The 13,199-nt window shown below is 41.2% G+C and carries 22 protein-coding genes and 1 pseudogene; 22 read left to right on the forward strand and 1 reads right to left on the reverse strand.

Annotated features, from left to right (window positions below; translation table 11 throughout):
- The first annotated feature begins 1 nt into the window (after window position 1).
- The 22 genes and pseudogenes from rpsC to C9E89_RS07320 all read left to right on the forward strand — a co-directional run bounded on the left by rpsC (window position 2) and on the right by C9E89_RS07320 (window position 11,835).
- Window positions 2-818, forward strand: a pseudogene (gene rpsC / locus C9E89_RS07215) (30S ribosomal protein S3).
- Complete coding sequence (rplP, locus tag C9E89_RS07220; protein WP_004725694.1) at window positions 758-1,171, forward strand: 50S ribosomal protein L16; 414 nt, start codon at window positions 758-760, stop codon at window positions 1,169-1,171. The pseudogene rpsC and the gene rplP overlap by 61 nt, the downstream one beginning before the upstream one ends.
- A complete protein-coding gene (gene rpmC / locus C9E89_RS07225; RefSeq protein ID WP_004650482.1) occupies window positions 1,171-1,368 on the forward strand; it encodes a 50S ribosomal protein L29 in 198 nt (65 codons plus the stop codon). Before rplP ends, rpmC begins: the two co-directional genes overlap by 1 nt.
- Window positions 1,365-1,622, forward strand: coding sequence for a 30S ribosomal protein S17 (gene rpsQ / locus C9E89_RS07230; RefSeq protein WP_107007579.1), 258 nt, complete (start codon window positions 1,365-1,367; stop codon window positions 1,620-1,622). Before rpmC ends, rpsQ begins: the two co-directional genes overlap by 4 nt.
- 92 nt (window positions 1,623-1,714) lie before the next feature.
- Window positions 1,715-2,083, forward strand: a complete 369-nt coding sequence (rplN, locus tag C9E89_RS07235; RefSeq protein WP_107007580.1) for a 50S ribosomal protein L14 — start codon at window positions 1,715-1,717, stop codon at window positions 2,081-2,083.
- A gap of 11 nt (window positions 2,084-2,094) precedes the next feature.
- On the forward strand, window positions 2,095-2,412 hold the full coding sequence (gene rplX, locus C9E89_RS07240) for a 50S ribosomal protein L24 (protein ID WP_107007581.1): 318 nt from the start codon (window positions 2,095-2,097) through the stop codon (window positions 2,410-2,412).
- Between the two features lie 15 nt (window positions 2,413-2,427).
- Complete coding sequence (rplE, locus tag C9E89_RS07245) at window positions 2,428-2,964, forward strand: 50S ribosomal protein L5 (RefSeq protein WP_107007582.1); 537 nt, start codon at window positions 2,428-2,430, stop codon at window positions 2,962-2,964.
- A 9-nt stretch (window positions 2,965-2,973) separates the two neighbouring features.
- Entirely contained in the window at window positions 2,974-3,279 is a 306-nt protein-coding gene (gene rpsN / locus C9E89_RS07250) for a 30S ribosomal protein S14 (RefSeq protein ID WP_068973576.1), read from the forward strand.
- Window positions 3,280-3,291: 12 nt separating this feature from the next.
- Entirely contained in the window at window positions 3,292-3,687 is a 396-nt protein-coding gene (rpsH, locus tag C9E89_RS07255) for a 30S ribosomal protein S8 (protein WP_107007583.1), read from the forward strand.
- Window positions 3,688-3,700: 13 nt separating this feature from the next.
- On the forward strand, window positions 3,701-4,234 hold the full coding sequence (gene rplF / locus C9E89_RS07260; RefSeq protein ID WP_086195765.1) for a 50S ribosomal protein L6: 534 nt from the start codon (window positions 3,701-3,703) through the stop codon (window positions 4,232-4,234).
- A gap of 14 nt (window positions 4,235-4,248) precedes the next feature.
- Window positions 4,249-4,599 (forward strand): 50S ribosomal protein L18, encoded by a 351-nt coding sequence (rplR, locus tag C9E89_RS07265; protein ID WP_107007584.1) that lies wholly within the window; start codon window positions 4,249-4,251, stop codon window positions 4,597-4,599.
- Between the two features lie 2 nt (window positions 4,600-4,601).
- Complete coding sequence (gene rpsE, locus C9E89_RS07270; RefSeq protein WP_107007585.1) at window positions 4,602-5,099, forward strand: 30S ribosomal protein S5; 498 nt, start codon at window positions 4,602-4,604, stop codon at window positions 5,097-5,099.
- 6 nt (window positions 5,100-5,105) lie between these two features.
- Window positions 5,106-5,282 carry a 50S ribosomal protein L30 gene (gene rpmD, locus C9E89_RS07275; RefSeq protein WP_004825182.1) on the forward strand — a complete coding sequence of 59 codons (177 nt, stop codon included), beginning with the start codon at window positions 5,106-5,108 and terminating at the stop codon, window positions 5,280-5,282.
- Window positions 5,283-5,285: 3 nt separating this feature from the next.
- Window positions 5,286-5,726 carry a 50S ribosomal protein L15 gene (rplO, locus tag C9E89_RS07280; protein WP_004869511.1) on the forward strand — a complete coding sequence of 147 codons (441 nt, stop codon included), beginning with the start codon at window positions 5,286-5,288 and terminating at the stop codon, window positions 5,724-5,726.
- 45 nt (window positions 5,727-5,771) lie between these two features.
- Window positions 5,772-7,091, forward strand: a complete 1,320-nt coding sequence (secY, locus tag C9E89_RS07285; RefSeq protein ID WP_171405093.1) for a preprotein translocase subunit SecY — start codon at window positions 5,772-5,774, stop codon at window positions 7,089-7,091.
- A 19-nt stretch (window positions 7,092-7,110) separates the two neighbouring features.
- Window positions 7,111-7,227, forward strand: coding sequence for a 50S ribosomal protein L36 (gene rpmJ / locus C9E89_RS07290; protein WP_000867907.1), 117 nt, complete (start codon window positions 7,111-7,113; stop codon window positions 7,225-7,227).
- A gap of 107 nt (window positions 7,228-7,334) precedes the next feature.
- Window positions 7,335-7,691 carry a 30S ribosomal protein S13 gene (gene rpsM / locus C9E89_RS07295; RefSeq protein WP_005012957.1) on the forward strand — a complete coding sequence of 119 codons (357 nt, stop codon included), beginning with the start codon at window positions 7,335-7,337 and terminating at the stop codon, window positions 7,689-7,691.
- A 19-nt stretch (window positions 7,692-7,710) separates the two neighbouring features.
- On the forward strand, window positions 7,711-8,097 hold the full coding sequence (gene rpsK, locus C9E89_RS07300) for a 30S ribosomal protein S11 (RefSeq protein ID WP_001040166.1): 387 nt from the start codon (window positions 7,711-7,713) through the stop codon (window positions 8,095-8,097).
- Window positions 8,098-8,109: 12 nt separating this feature from the next.
- Window positions 8,110-8,736 (forward strand): 30S ribosomal protein S4, encoded by a 627-nt coding sequence (rpsD, locus tag C9E89_RS07305; RefSeq protein WP_107007587.1) that lies wholly within the window; start codon window positions 8,110-8,112, stop codon window positions 8,734-8,736.
- Between the two features lie 17 nt (window positions 8,737-8,753).
- Window positions 8,754-9,761 (forward strand): DNA-directed RNA polymerase subunit alpha, encoded by a 1,008-nt coding sequence (locus tag C9E89_RS07310; protein ID WP_107007588.1) that lies wholly within the window; start codon window positions 8,754-8,756, stop codon window positions 9,759-9,761.
- Window positions 9,762-9,779: 18 nt separating this feature from the next.
- Window positions 9,780-10,145, forward strand: coding sequence for a 50S ribosomal protein L17 (gene rplQ, locus C9E89_RS07315; protein WP_004281488.1), 366 nt, complete (start codon window positions 9,780-9,782; stop codon window positions 10,143-10,145).
- A 199-nt stretch (window positions 10,146-10,344) separates the two neighbouring features.
- Entirely contained in the window at window positions 10,345-11,835 is a 1,491-nt protein-coding gene (locus C9E89_RS07320) for a flavin-containing monooxygenase (protein WP_107007589.1), read from the forward strand.
- A 170-nt stretch (window positions 11,836-12,005) separates the two neighbouring features.
- Here C9E89_RS07320 and C9E89_RS07325 read toward each other — a convergent pair whose 3' ends face one another.
- On the reverse strand, window positions 12,006-13,178 hold the full coding sequence (locus tag C9E89_RS07325) for an acyl-CoA dehydrogenase family protein (protein ID WP_107007590.1): 1,173 nt from the start codon (window positions 13,176-13,178) through the stop codon (window positions 12,006-12,008).
- Window positions 13,179-13,199 lie beyond the last annotated feature (21 nt).

Consider the following 13,199-nt stretch of genomic DNA (forward strand, 5'->3'; position numbering starts at 1 on the left):
TATGGGTCAGAAGGTTCATCCAATCGGTATCCGCCTTGGTGTTGTAAAACGTCATAACGCCAACTGGTATGCGAGTCCGAAACAATACGCTGAATACTTGCTTAAAGATCTTCAAGTTCGTGAGTTTTTAACTAAAAAACTTAAAAGTGCGATGATCAGCAATATTCTTATCGAACGTCCTACTGGCGCTGCTAAAGTAACTATTAGCACTGCTCGTCCTGGTATCGTTATCGGTAAAAAAGGCGAAGACATTGAAAAATTACAGCGTGAACTTACCACTATCATGGGTGTTCCAGCGCAAGTAAGCATCAACGAAATCGATCGCCCAGACTTAGACGCGCGTCTTGTTGCTGAAGCAATTGCTTCTCAATTGGAAAAACGTGTAATGTTCCGTCGTGCTATGAAGCGTGCGGTTCAAAACTCTATGCGTGCTGGTGCTAAAGGTATTAAAGTTGAAGTATCTGGTCGTTTAGGCGGTGCTGAAATTGCACGTACAGAATGGTATCGTGAAGGTCGTGTGCCTTTACATACACTTCGTGCAGACATCGACTACTCTACTATGCGTGCTGAAACTACTTACGGTACGATTGGTGTTAAAGTTTGGATTTTCCGTGGCGAGATCTTAGGTGGCATGAAACAAGTCATGAACCCTGCTCCTGCTGAAGAGCGTCCAGCTAAACGCGGTCGCGGTCGTGGTGAAGGTCAAGAGCGTCGTGGTCGTCGCAATGATCGTTCTGCTGAAAAAGGAGAATAATCCATGTTGCAACCTAAACGTACTAAATTCCGTAAGGTGCAAAAAGGCCGTAACACTGGTCTAGCGCACCGTGGTAGCACAGTATCTTTCGGTACAATCGCACTTAAATCTGTTGAGCGTGGTCAAATGACAGCTCGTCAAATCGAAGCTGCGCGTCGTACAATTAGCCGTCGTGTTAAACGTGGTGGTAAGATCTTTATCCGTGTTTTCCCAGACAAACCAATTACTGAAAAACCATTAGAAGTTCGTATGGGTAAAGGTAAAGGTTCTGTGGAATACTGGGTTTGCCAAATCAAACCAGGTAAGATCTTGTACGAAATGGATGGTGTGAGTGAAGAATTGGCTCGCGAAGCGTTTACGCTAGCAGCTGCTAAACTTCCTTTCAAAACCACTATCGTTACTAAGACGGTGATGTAATGAAAACTAAAGATCTACGTGAAAAGTCGGTAGAAGAGTTGACAGCTTTGCTTGATGAGCAACAGCTTAACCAATTCCGTCTTCGTATGGCAAAAGCAACTGGTCAATTGGGTAAGTCGCATGAAGTTGCGTTAACTCGTAAGACTATTGCTCGTATTAAGACCCTCCTTACCGAAAAACAGGGGAACGGACAATGAGTGAGCAAACAGTTCGCACGTTAACTGGCAAAGTCGTAAGTGACAAAATGGATAAATCTATTGTTGTTCTTATCGAACGCCGCGTTCAACACCCGTTGTATGGCAAATTAATCCGCCGTTCAACAAAATTACACGCTCATGATGAGAACAACACAGCTAAAACTGGTGATGTTGTGACCATTAAAGAAAGCCGCCCAATTTCTAAAACTAAGTCTTGGACTTTAGTTGAAGTGGTTGAAGCTGCTGCTGAGTAATTAGACGTTCTTGTTGCATCATCGGTGAATTTCGAGTACTCTTTGAGCCTTTCGAAATTTCGACCGGTGATGCTCGGTTTTGGAGTAGGGCAATGATTCAGACCGAAAGTATGCTAGAAGTAGCAGACAACAGTGGTGCTCGCCGCGTACAATGTATTAAAGTACTAGGTGGTTCACATCGTCGTTATGCTTCTGTAGGCGACATTATTAAAGTTACTGTTAAAGAAGCAATTCCACGTGGCCGTGTTAAAAAAGGTGACGTGATGAATGCAGTTGTAGTTCGTACTAAGTTTGGTATTCGTCGTCCAGACGGTTCTGTGATCCGTTTCGATGATAATGCTGCAGTTATTTTGAACAACAACAAGGCTCCGATTGCCACTCGTATTTTCGGACCAGTGACTCGTGAACTTCGTACTGAACAGTTCATGAAAATCATTTCATTGGCTCCTGAAGTTCTATAATAGAGGCAATCATGGCTAAGATTAGAAAAGGCGATCAAGTTATTGTGATCGCAGGTAAAGAAAAAGGCAAACAGGGTACTGTTTTGTCTGTTTCGAATGACCGCGTTATGGTTGAAGGCCTTAACTTGGTTAAGAAGCATCAAAAGCCGAACCGTGCAACAGGTGCTGAAGGCGCTGTAGTTACACAAGAAGCTTCGCTTCATATTTCAAACGTGGCAATTTTTAATGCTACAACCCAAAAGGCTGACCGTGTTGGTTACCAAGTGACTGAAGGCGTGAAAACTCGCGTTTACAAGTCAAATGGTGAATCAGTGGCGGTAGCGAAGTAATAGGTTGAATAGGCTATGGCCAGACTTAAAACACGTTATAACGACGAAATCAAAGCTAAGTTGAAAGAAGAACTTGGCTTGGCAAACGTGATGGAGATTCCTCGCATCACTAAAATCACCATCAACATGGGTGTTGGTGATGCTGCTGCTGATAAGAAATTATTAGATGGCGCTTTATCTGATATGCAAGCTATTGCTGGTCAAAAACCAGTTTTAACTTTAGCTCGCAAATCAATCGCTGGTTTTAAAATCCGTGATGGTTGGCCGATTGGTTGTAAAGTAACTTTACGCGGCGAACAAATGTACGAATTCTTAGACCGTTTGATCTCTATCGCGATCCCTCGTATTCGTGACTTCCGCGGTTTTTCTGCGAAATCATTTGATGGTCGTGGTAACTACTCTATGGGTCTCAAGGAACAAATCATGTTCCCTGAAATCGATTTTGATAAAATCGATCGTATTCGTGGTATGGATATTACCATTACTACGACTGCCCGTACTGATGACGAAGGCCGTGCGCTTATGCGTGGTTTCGGCTTCCCGTTCAAATAAGAGGTCGATATGGCTAAGAAAGGTATGATTAATCGCGAATTGAAACGCGAAGCGACAGTTGCTAAATACGCTGCAAAACGTGCTGAATTAAAAGCAACGATTGCAAACGTAAATGCTTCTGATGAAGAACGTTTCGATGCGATGATGAAGTTACAAGCATTACCACGTAATGCATCTCCAGTACGTCTACGTAACCGTTGTGGTTTGACTGGTCGTCCTCATGGTTACTTCCGTAAGTTCGGTTTAAGCCGTAACAAATTACGTGATACAGTAATGCAAGGTGATGTGCCGGGCGTTGTTAAGGCAAGCTGGTAAGGAGCGACTATAATGAGTATGCAAGATACCGTTGCCGACATGTTAACACGTGTTCGTAACGCACAAATGGCAAAGAAACAAACCGTTTCTATGCCAAATTCTAAGTTGAAAGTTGCGATTGCTAACGTACTTCAACAAGAAGGTTATATTTCAAATGTAGAAGTTGCTGATAATGAAGGCAAAGCTACTTTGACTATTACTTTAAAATATTTCGAAGGCAAACCAGTTATTGATACTGTGAAGCGTGTAAGCCGTCCAGGTCTACGCCAATATCGCGGTAAAGATGCACTTCCTAGCGTTAAGCAAGGTTTAGGTATTGCAATTGTTTCTACAAGCAAAGGCATCATGACTGATCGCGCTGCACGTGCTGCGGGCGTTGGTGGTGAAGTTATTGCTTTTGTTTCTTAATAGGTGATTCCTCATGTCTCGTGTGGCTAAAGCCCCAGTAACTGTACCTAATGGTGTAACAGTTACTCAGAACGGCCGGCAGGTCGAAGTGAAAGGCAGCAAAGGTACGTTGTCTTTCAACCTGCATGCGCTGGTCGAGCTAAAACAGGAAGAAGGTCAACTTCAAATTGCTCCTAAAGCTGAGTCGAAAGACGCTTGGATGCAAGCTGGTACTGCTCGCGCTGTTCTTAACAACCTTGTAAAAGGTGTTAGCGAAGGTTTCGAACGCAAGTTACAACTGATTGGTGTTGGTTATAAAGCTGCGGTTAAAGGTAACGTTGTTAACCTTAACCTTGGTTTCTCACACCCAATCGACTACAACCTTCCAGAAGGTGTAACTGCTGAAACTCCAACTGCAACTGAAATTATTCTTAAATCTGCTGATAAAGCAGCTTTAGGTCAAGTGGCTGCAGATATCCGTGGTTACCGTCCGCCAGAGCCGTATAAAGGTAAAGGTGTTCGTTATTCTGACGAAGTTGTTCTTCGTAAAGAAGCTAAGAAGAAATAAGGCGCGAGGTTCTTATGAACGAAAAGAAACAATCCCGTTTGCGTCGTGCGAAAAGCACACGCTTGCACATCCGTGCATTGGGTGCGACTCGTTTGTGTGTAAACCGCACGCCGCGTCACATCTATGCGCAAGTTATTTCAGCAGATGGTGGCAAAGTATTAGCACAAGCTTCTACTTTGGATGCATCTTTACGTAGTGGTTCTACAGGTAATGTAGATTCAGCTACTAAAGTAGGTGCTTTAATCGCAGAGCGCGCGAAAGCTGCTGGTGTTACTAAAGTAGCATTTGACCGTTCTGGTTTTAAATATCATGGTCGTATCAAAGCCTTGGCTGATGCTGCTCGTGAAAACGGCTTGGAGTTCTAATCATGGCTAAAGTTGAACAAAACGAAGGTCTTGTTGAAAAGCTGGTTGCCGTTGATCGTGTAGCCAAAGTTGTTAAGGGCGGTCGTATCTTCTCTTTCACAGCATTAACTGTGGTTGGTGATGGTAATGGTCGTGTAGGTTTTGGTCGTGGTAAAGCACGTGAAGTTCCTGCTGCTATTTCTAAAGCACTAGAAGCTGCACGTCGTAACATGATCACTGTTGATCTTGTTGATGGTACTTTACAACATACAGTTAATGCACGTCATGGCGCTAGCCGTGTATTCATGCAACCTGCATCAGAAGGTACTGGCGTAATCGCTGGTGGTTCAATGCGTGCGGTTCTTGAAGCTGCTGGTGTACGTAACGTATTGACTAAATGTTATGGTTCTACTAATGCTGCTAACGTTGTAAACGCAACTTTTAATGGTTTGCGTGATATGACTTCTCCAGAGAAAGTTGCTGCGAAACGTGGTCTTTCAGTAGAACAAATTTTAGGGTAATCAATCATGAAAACGATTAAAGTTACCCAGACTAAATCTTCTTCGCATCGTTTGAAAAATCACAAACTTTGCCTACAAGGTTTAGGTCTGCGTCGTATTGGTCATACAGTAGAAGTGGTAGATACTCCTTCTAACCGTGGTATGATCAACAAAGTCTACTATATGGTTAGTGTAGAGGAATAAGCCATGACTCTGCGTTTAAATGAGCTTGCGCCTGCTGAAGGTGCAAAACGTGAAAACCGCCGTTTAGGCCGTGGTATCGGTTCTGGCGTTGGTAAGACTGGTGGCCGTGGTGTCAAAGGTCAAAAATCACGTAAAAGTGGTGGCGTTCGTCCAGGTTTTGAAGGTGGTCAAACAGCGTTATATCGTCGTTTACCTAAATTCGGTTTCACTAGCCAATTGGCTTTGAAAACTGCTGAAGTACGTTTATCTGAGCTTGCTAAAGTTGAAGGTGATATTGTTTCACTTGAAACTTTGAAAGCTGCGAATGTTGTACGTAAAGATATGTTACGTGCTCGTATCGTTCTTTCTGGTGAAATTACTCGTGCGTTCACTGTACAAGGTGTTGCTTTGACTAAAGGCGCTAAAGCTGCTGTAGAAGCTGCTGGCGGTAAAGTCGAGGAGTAATCGCGAGTGACTATGTCTCCTAGTTCTTCAGGTCATGTGAATATGATGAAAGGTCAGCCCTTTCATGTGAAATATCGTGAAGTTATTCGTCGATTAATGTTCTTGATTGGTGCATTGGTTGTCTTTCGACTAGGAGCACATATTCCTCTACCAGGTATTGATAATGTCGCTTTAGAACGTTTTTTCAAAGCTAATGAAGGTACATTCTTAGGTTTGTTTAATATGTTCTCAGGCGGGGCATTAGAACGAATGTCAATTCTTGCGTTAGGGATCATGCCGTATATTTCTGCATCTATTATTGTGCAGTTAATGTCAACGGTTGTTCCTTCGCTGGAAGCATTGAAGAAAGAAGGCGAGCAGGGTAAGCGTAAGATTAATCAATATACGCGTTATGGCACACTGTTACTTGCATTTGTGCAAGGTATTGGAATGTGTGCAGGTCTTATTAGTCAAGGAATTACTTTGACGTCAGGACTTGCGTTTTATATTCCAGCTTTGACCTCACTTGTTGCAGGAACAATGTTCTTAATGTGGCTAGGTGAACAAATTACTGAACGTGGTATTGGTAATGGTATCTCGATGATTATCTTCGCAGGTATTGTTGCAGGTTTACCTAACTTGGTAATTCAAGCTTTTACTTCGGTAGATAATGGTCAATCGAGTTTAATCGGTTTGGCTATATTTGGATTACTTTCAGTTGCAGTTTTAGCAGCTATCGTATTTATTGAAAAAGCACAACGCCGTATACCTGTTAACTATGCTCAAAAGCAGCAAGGTCGACGTGTATTCACTGCACAGCAAACACATTTGCCATTGAAAATTAATATGGCAGGGGTAATTCCAGCAATTTTCGCAAGTTCGTTATTGTTGTTCCCTGCGAGCTTAGGTCAATGGTTAGGTAGTGCTGATCCAAATGCAGGAATTGTAAAACGTAGCCTTCAAGATTTGGCACTCGTATTGTCACCTGGACAGCCTTTGTATTTGGTGCTCTTTGGTGCGTTAATTATCTTTTTCTGTTATTTCTACACGGCTTTAGTTTTTAGTCCTAAAGAAGTATCAGAAAACTTGAAACGCAGCGGAGCTTATGTACCTGGTATTCGCCCAGGGGAGCAAACTGCTCGTTACTTAGATCATATTCTTAATCGTTTGACATTTATTGGTGCGATTTATATTACAGTGATTTGTTTGATGCCAATGATTCTGCAAAGTTCATTTGGTATTCCATTCCACTTAGGTGGTACATCATTGTTAATCGTAGTTGTTGTTGTGATGGACTTTATGGCTCAGCTGCAAGCTCATCTCACTTCACGTCAATATGATAATCAAACGTTAATGAGAAAAACGACTGCTCATCCTAAGGGATAGCGCACTTAGAGGTTTCATCATGAAAGTACAAGCTTCTGTAAAGAAAATTTGTGGTAGCTGTAAAGTTATCCGTCGTAATGGGGTTATTCGCGTAATTTGTAGCGCTGAACCTCGTCATAAGCAGCGTCAAGGTTAATTTAATTAAGACCTGTTGATTTCAGTAGGCTAATTAGGTTATTATCCGCCCCTCAAGATTTTTGTGGGGCGGTTGATTATCTCTACTGCCTTTTTGGAGAAATTTGAATGGCTCGTATTGCCGGTGTAAACATTCCGGATAACAAGCATGCTGTTATCTCTCTCACGTACATTTTTGGTATTGGTCGCCACACTGCTAAGAACATCTTAGCTGCAGCTGGTATTGCTACTACCACTAAAATTCGTGAATTAGATGATGCTCAGCTTGATGCGATTCGTGCTGAAGTTGCTAAGGTTCCAACCGAAGGTGACTTACGTCGCGAAATTTCCATGAACATTAAACGTTTAATGGATTTAGGCTGCTACCGCGGTCTTCGTCATCGTCGCAGCTTGCCTGTTCGCGGACAACGCACCAAAACTAACGCACGTACCCGTAAAGGTCCGCGCAAACCTATTAAGAAATAAGATTTCTGGAAGCTAAAAGATGGCTAAAGATACTCGCACACGCAAGAAGGTCACTCGTACCGTCTCTGAAGGTGTTGCACACATTCACGCTTCTTTTAATAACACCATTGTTACGATTACTGATCGTCAAGGTAATGCATTGGCTTGGGCTACTTCAGGTGGACAAGGCTTCCGTGGATCACGTAAATCAACACCGTTTGCTGCTCAGGTAGCTGCTGAAGTTGCTGGTAAAGCTGCTTTGGATTACGGTTTGAAAAACTTGGACGTCCTTGTTAAAGGTCCTGGTCCAGGTCGTGAATCTGCGGTTCGTGCATTAGGTGCAGTGGGTTATAAAATTAACAGCATTACCGATGTGACTCCGATTCCGCACAACGGTTGCCGTCCACCTAAAAAACGTCGCGTGTAAGGAGAAACATTCATGGCTCGTTATATTGGTCCAAAATGCAAACTCTCTCGCCGCGAAGGGACAGACCTGCAATTAAAATCTGGCGTTAAACCTTTTGACGTCAAAACTAAAAAAGCTGCTAAAGCGCCTGGTCAACATGGCGGGGCTCGTGGTGGTAAACAATCAGAGTACTCACTACAATTACGTGAAAAACAAAAAGTACGTCGTATGTACGGTGTGTTAGAGCGTCAATTTAGTAACTACTATAAAGAAGCTGCTCGTGTTAAGGGTGCAACTGGTGAAAACTTGTTGAAACTGCTTGAAAGCCGCCTCGATAACGTTGTTTATCGTATGGGTTTTGGTTCTACACGTGCAGAAGCTCGTCAGCTTGTATCTCACCGTTCAATCACTTTAAATGGTCGTCGTGTTAATATCGCGTCTATCCAAGTTAAAGCGGGTGACGTGATCGCAGTTCACGAAAGCGCTAAACAACAATTACGTATCAAAAACGCAATTGAATTAGCTGCTCAACGTGGTACTTCTTCTTGGATTGATATCGATCATTCAAAACTTGAAGGTACATTTAAAGCTGCACCAGATCGTTCTGATTTACCTGCTGAAATCAACGAAAGCTTGATTGTAGAATTGTATTCTAAATAATCCTTGAGGTAGCAATAATGACGCGTACTGCAAACGAGTTTCTTACTCCGCAAGCGATCAAGGTCGAAGCGGCAAGCGGGACCTCGGCAAAAGTGATTCTGGAACCATTAGAGCGTGGCTTTGGTCATACTCTTGGTAATGCTTTACGTCGCATCCTACTGTCTTCTTTACCTGGCGCTGCTGTGGTTGAAGTTGAAATAGAAGGTGTTGAGCACGAGTACAGTACTTTAGAAGGCTTGCAGCAGGACATCGTCGAGCTCTTGCTGAACCTAAAAGGATTGTCTATTAAGCTGTTCGATCAAAACGAAGCATATTTAACATTAGAAAAACAAGGTCCTGGCGATATTACTGCTGCTGACCTTCGTTTACCACATAATGTTGAAGTGGTTAACCCTGAACACTTGATCGGCACGTTAAGTGCATCAGGCAATTTAAAAATGCGCCTGAAAGTTTCACAAGGTCGTGGTTATGAGACTTCTGACTCACGTTTTCCTGAAGGCGAAACTCGCCCAGTAGGACGTTTACAGTTAGATGCTTCTTATAGTCCAATTAAACGTGTGTCTTATACCGTTGAAAATGCGCGTGTAGAACAACGTACTGACCTTGATAAATTGGTCATTGATCTTGAGACTAACGGTACTGTAGATCCTGAAGAAGCAATCCGTAAAGCGGCAACAATCTTGCAACAACAAATTGCAATTTTTGTTGATCTTCAGAAAGATCAAGCACCTGTGGCTCAAGAGCCTCGTGAAGAAGTTGACCCAATCTTGCTTCGTCCAGTAGATGATCTAGAGCTTACTGTTCGTTCTGCTAACTGTTTGAAAGCAGAAAATATTTACTACATCGGTGATTTAGTACAGCGTACTGAAGTTGAGTTGTTAAAAACTCCTAACTTAGGTAAAAAATCGCTTACTGAAATCAAAGATGTTCTGGCTTCAAAAGGCTTACAACTCGGCATGCGTTTAGAAAACTGGCCACCAGCTAGTTTACGTATGGACGATCGTTTTGCCTATCGTAGCCGTTAATTAAGTAGGACTATCACCATGCGTCATCGTAATAGTGGTGTGAAATTAGGCCGTACAAGCAGTCATCGTAAAGCGATGTTCCAAAACATGGCTAATTCTTTGTTTGAACATGAGTTAATTAAAACTACTGTTCCTAAAGCGAAAGAATTACGCCGTGTTGCTGAGCCTTTAATCACTTTAGCTAAAAACGATACAGTTGCAAACCGTCGTTTAGCGTTTGCTCGTACTCGTTCAGCAGCAACAGTTGGTAAATTATTTACCGTTCTTGGCCCTCGTTACAAAGAACGTAACGGCGGTTATCTACGTGTTCTTAAAGCTGGTTTCCGTGCAGGTGATGCTGCACCGATGGCTTATGTAGAGCTTGTGGATCGTGAAGTAAACTAAGTTTACTCATGCCATAGAACAATCGGTTGTTCAAAAAGGTCGGTATTTTACCGACCTTTTTTATTGTGTATTGTCTAACAATTTGTAAATTTGTCCTCTACTGACATAAAATTTGTCGGAAATATTTAAACTTGACATTGCGTATTGTCAAATTTGTGCTTTAATAAAACTGTACTGATTAAAAGGTTATAAAAAGAACATGGAAAAGCAAGTTGATATTCTTATTGTAGGTGCTGGTATCTCTGGTATTGGTATTGCAGCTCATTTATCTAAAAATTCACCGCAACGCTCATTTGAAATCATTGAGCGTCGTGAAAGTTTTGGCGGTACATGGGATTTATTTAAGTATCCTGGTATCCGTTCAGATTCAGATATGTCGACCTTTGGTTTTAACTTCAAACCATGGCAAAAAGCTAATGTTTTGGCAGATGGTGCTTCTATTAAAGGCTATATTGGCGAAGTGGTTGATGAATATAAATTAAAAGAAAAAATTCATTTTAATCATCGTGTGCTTACAGCGAACTATGATTCTGCGACTAAAAAATGGCAGGTACAGATTGAGGATGCACAGAAAAATGTGCAGACATGGATTGCCAATTTTGTTGTTGGTTGCACAGGATATTATAATTATGATCAAGGTTATCAACCTGATTATCCAGGTAAAGAAAACTTTAAAGGTCAATTCATCAATCCACAATTTTGGCCTGAAAATTTAGATTATACGGGTAAAAAAGTAGTGATCATTGGTAGTGGTGCAACAGCAATTACCTTAGTGCCTGCAATGGCAAAAGGTGGGGCAGGGCATGTGACCATGTTACAACGCTCACCGACATATATTGCTTCCATTCCATCGATTGATTTTGTATATGACAAAACACGTAAATTTATGTCAGAAGATTTGGCTTACAAGTTTACACGTGCACGTAATATTGGTATGCAACGTGGTATTTTTGCCTTATCCAAAAAACAACCAAAACTTGTACGTAAATTGCTTTTAAAATCTATTGAAATACAATTAAAAGGCAAAGTGGACATGAAACACTTTACGCCAACATATAACCCTTGGGATCAGCGTTTATGTGTGGTGCCAGACGGTGATTTATTTAAAATTTTACGTACAGGCAAGGCGAGTGTTGAAACGGATCATATTGAAAAAATTACTGAAAATGGTATTCAATTAAAATCGGGTCAACATTTAGATGCAGATATTATTGTTTCTGCAACAGGTTTAGAAATTCAAATTATGGGTGGCATTAAAGCGACAGTCGATCATAAATCATTAAAAACCAGTGAACACATGCTTTATCACGGTGTGATGGTGAGTGATGTGCCAAATATGGCTTTAGTGATTGGTTATGTGAATGCCTCTTGGACGTTGAAGGTTGATGTTGTTGCTGATTATCTTTGTCGTTTGTTTAATTTCATGGATAAAAAAGGCTATGACGAAGTGATTGCACCAACTGATCATTCGGCGATATTGGAAGAAACGGTAATGGGTGAGATGAGCTCTGGCTATATTGCACGTGCGGCTGATCAATTACCAAAACAAGGCACTAAAGCACCTTGGATGGCGACTCATAACTATTTAGCAGATCGTAAAGAACTGAAAAATGCGAAGTTTGAAGACGGCGTATTAAAATTTCATAAACGTGAAGCACAAGCTACAAAAAAGCCTAAATTAGTTTCTTGATTGAATTAAGAAACGAAAAAGGAGCATAAGCTCCTTTTTTTAATGGGAAAAATAAAATTGAATTAATTTTTAAATACTTTCTTTGTTTCAAAAATAAATGCAAAAATCTTACTCATAATTAAATGAAAAATGGAGCAGTAAATGCTCCATTTTTCGTGCTTAATATAAAATTATAAAGTACGAGAAATAAGTTCTTTCATAATTTCATTGGTACCTGCATAAATACGATTTGCACGGTTGTCGATATATGCACGTGCAATCGGGTATTCAAGCATATAGCCATAACCACCATGCAATTGAACACATTCATCCACAACTTTTGAGAACATGTCTGAAATTTTATATTTTGCGGCAGCAGCAGCATCAATACCTAATTTTTCTTCAAGTTGTAGCTCCATACAGCGATCTAAATATGCACGACAGAAGTCAATCTCTGTACGTAATTCAGCAAGTTTAAAGCGTGTATTTTGGAAAGAGCTGATTGATTTACCAAATGCTTTGCGATCTTTTGTATATTGAACGGTATGAGCGAAAGCCGCTTCAGCACCTGCTTGGCAAATAATTGCAACAAGCATACGTTCCCAAGCCAACTCTTTCATCAGCATGAAAAAGCCCATACCTTCTGCACCAAGTAGGTTTTCTTTAGGAACACGAACATCCTCAAAGAATAATTCACAAGTATCTTGACCTTTCATCCCGATTTTGTTCAAAGGTTTACCTTTGGTAAAGCCTGCACGATCTGCTTCAACAATAATTAAAGAAAGGTTTGCAGAGCCTTTTTCTGAATTTCCTGTTTTACAGACAACCACAGCCATATCGCATAAATAGCCATTGGTAATAAAGATTTTTGAACCATTAATAATATATTCATCGCCATCAAGTACAGCAGTGGTTCGTACAGCTTGTAAATCTGAACCTGTACCAGGCTCAGTCATTGCAATAGCTGTGACTGTTTCACCAGATGCCATTTGAGGTAGCCATTTTTTCTTTTGTTCTTCATTGCCAAAATTATTGATGTAGTTTGCAACGATATCTGAATGTAATGAAAAGCCTGTTGCTGAATCCATTGCATAAGCTTGTTCTTCAATCAAAATCATGCTGTACAGACGATCTACACCATAGCCACCATATTCTTCTGGCATGGTGGCACAAAGTAAGCCCATTTCGCCTGCTTTGTTCCATAAATTACGATCTACATGTTGTTGTTTTTCATATTTTTCAGTATTTGGAACGACTTCTTTTGCATAAAATTTACGTACAGTTTCACGAAAAGCTTCATGTTCAGCATTAAATAAATTACGAGGTAGCATATTTGCTAATGGTCGAATCGCACCTGATTGCATATTTTTATTCCAAATCATTGT

Origin of the sequence: Acinetobacter sichuanensis (assembly GCF_003024515.2) — a bacterium.
Taxonomy (GTDB): Bacteria; Pseudomonadota; Gammaproteobacteria; order Pseudomonadales; family Moraxellaceae; genus Acinetobacter; species Acinetobacter sichuanensis.

Excerpts from the sequence above, each read along its gene's own strand:
- rpsQ (WP_107007579.1), top strand. The coding sequence starts at position 1,365 with ATGAGTGAGCAAACAGTTCGCACGTTAACTGGCAAAGTCGTAAGTGAC.
- rpsM (WP_005012957.1), top strand. The coding sequence starts at position 7,335 with ATGGCTCGTATTGCCGGTGTAAACATTCCGGATAACAAGCATGCTGTT.
- rpmJ (WP_000867907.1), top strand. The coding sequence starts at position 7,111 with ATGAAAGTACAAGCTTCTGTAAAGAAAATTTGTGGTAGCTGTAAAGTT.
- rplF (WP_086195765.1), top strand. The coding sequence starts at position 3,701 with ATGTCTCGTGTGGCTAAAGCCCCAGTAACTGTACCTAATGGTGTAACA.
- rpmC (WP_004650482.1), top strand. The coding sequence starts at position 1,171 with ATGAAAACTAAAGATCTACGTGAAAAGTCGGTAGAAGAGTTGACAGCT.
- rplN (WP_107007580.1), top strand. The coding sequence starts at position 1,715 with ATGATTCAGACCGAAAGTATGCTAGAAGTAGCAGACAACAGTGGTGCT.
- rpsN (WP_068973576.1), top strand. The coding sequence starts at position 2,974 with ATGGCTAAGAAAGGTATGATTAATCGCGAATTGAAACGCGAAGCGACA.
- secY (WP_171405093.1), top strand. The coding sequence starts at position 5,772 with ATGAAAGGTCAGCCCTTTCATGTGAAATATCGTGAAGTTATTCGTCGA.
- C9E89_RS07325 (WP_107007590.1), bottom strand. The coding sequence starts at position 13,178 with ATGCAATCAGGTGCGATTCGACCATTAGCAAATATGCTACCTCGTAAT.
- rpsE (WP_107007585.1), top strand. The coding sequence starts at position 4,602 with ATGGCTAAAGTTGAACAAAACGAAGGTCTTGTTGAAAAGCTGGTTGCC.
- rpmD (WP_004825182.1), top strand. The coding sequence starts at position 5,106 with ATGAAAACGATTAAAGTTACCCAGACTAAATCTTCTTCGCATCGTTTG.
- rplR (WP_107007584.1), top strand. The coding sequence starts at position 4,249 with ATGAACGAAAAGAAACAATCCCGTTTGCGTCGTGCGAAAAGCACACGC.
- rpsH (WP_107007583.1), top strand. The coding sequence starts at position 3,292 with ATGAGTATGCAAGATACCGTTGCCGACATGTTAACACGTGTTCGTAAC.
- rpsK (WP_001040166.1), top strand. The coding sequence starts at position 7,711 with ATGGCTAAAGATACTCGCACACGCAAGAAGGTCACTCGTACCGTCTCT.
- C9E89_RS07310 (WP_107007588.1), top strand. The coding sequence starts at position 8,754 with ATGACGCGTACTGCAAACGAGTTTCTTACTCCGCAAGCGATCAAGGTC.
- rpsD (WP_107007587.1), top strand. The coding sequence starts at position 8,110 with ATGGCTCGTTATATTGGTCCAAAATGCAAACTCTCTCGCCGCGAAGGG.
- rplQ (WP_004281488.1), top strand. The coding sequence starts at position 9,780 with ATGCGTCATCGTAATAGTGGTGTGAAATTAGGCCGTACAAGCAGTCAT.
- rplX (WP_107007581.1), top strand. The coding sequence starts at position 2,095 with ATGGCTAAGATTAGAAAAGGCGATCAAGTTATTGTGATCGCAGGTAAA.
- rplP (WP_004725694.1), top strand. The coding sequence starts at position 758 with ATGTTGCAACCTAAACGTACTAAATTCCGTAAGGTGCAAAAAGGCCGT.
- rplO (WP_004869511.1), top strand. The coding sequence starts at position 5,286 with ATGACTCTGCGTTTAAATGAGCTTGCGCCTGCTGAAGGTGCAAAACGT.
- rplE (WP_107007582.1), top strand. The coding sequence starts at position 2,428 with ATGGCCAGACTTAAAACACGTTATAACGACGAAATCAAAGCTAAGTTG.
- C9E89_RS07320 (WP_107007589.1), top strand. The coding sequence starts at position 10,345 with ATGGAAAAGCAAGTTGATATTCTTATTGTAGGTGCTGGTATCTCTGGT.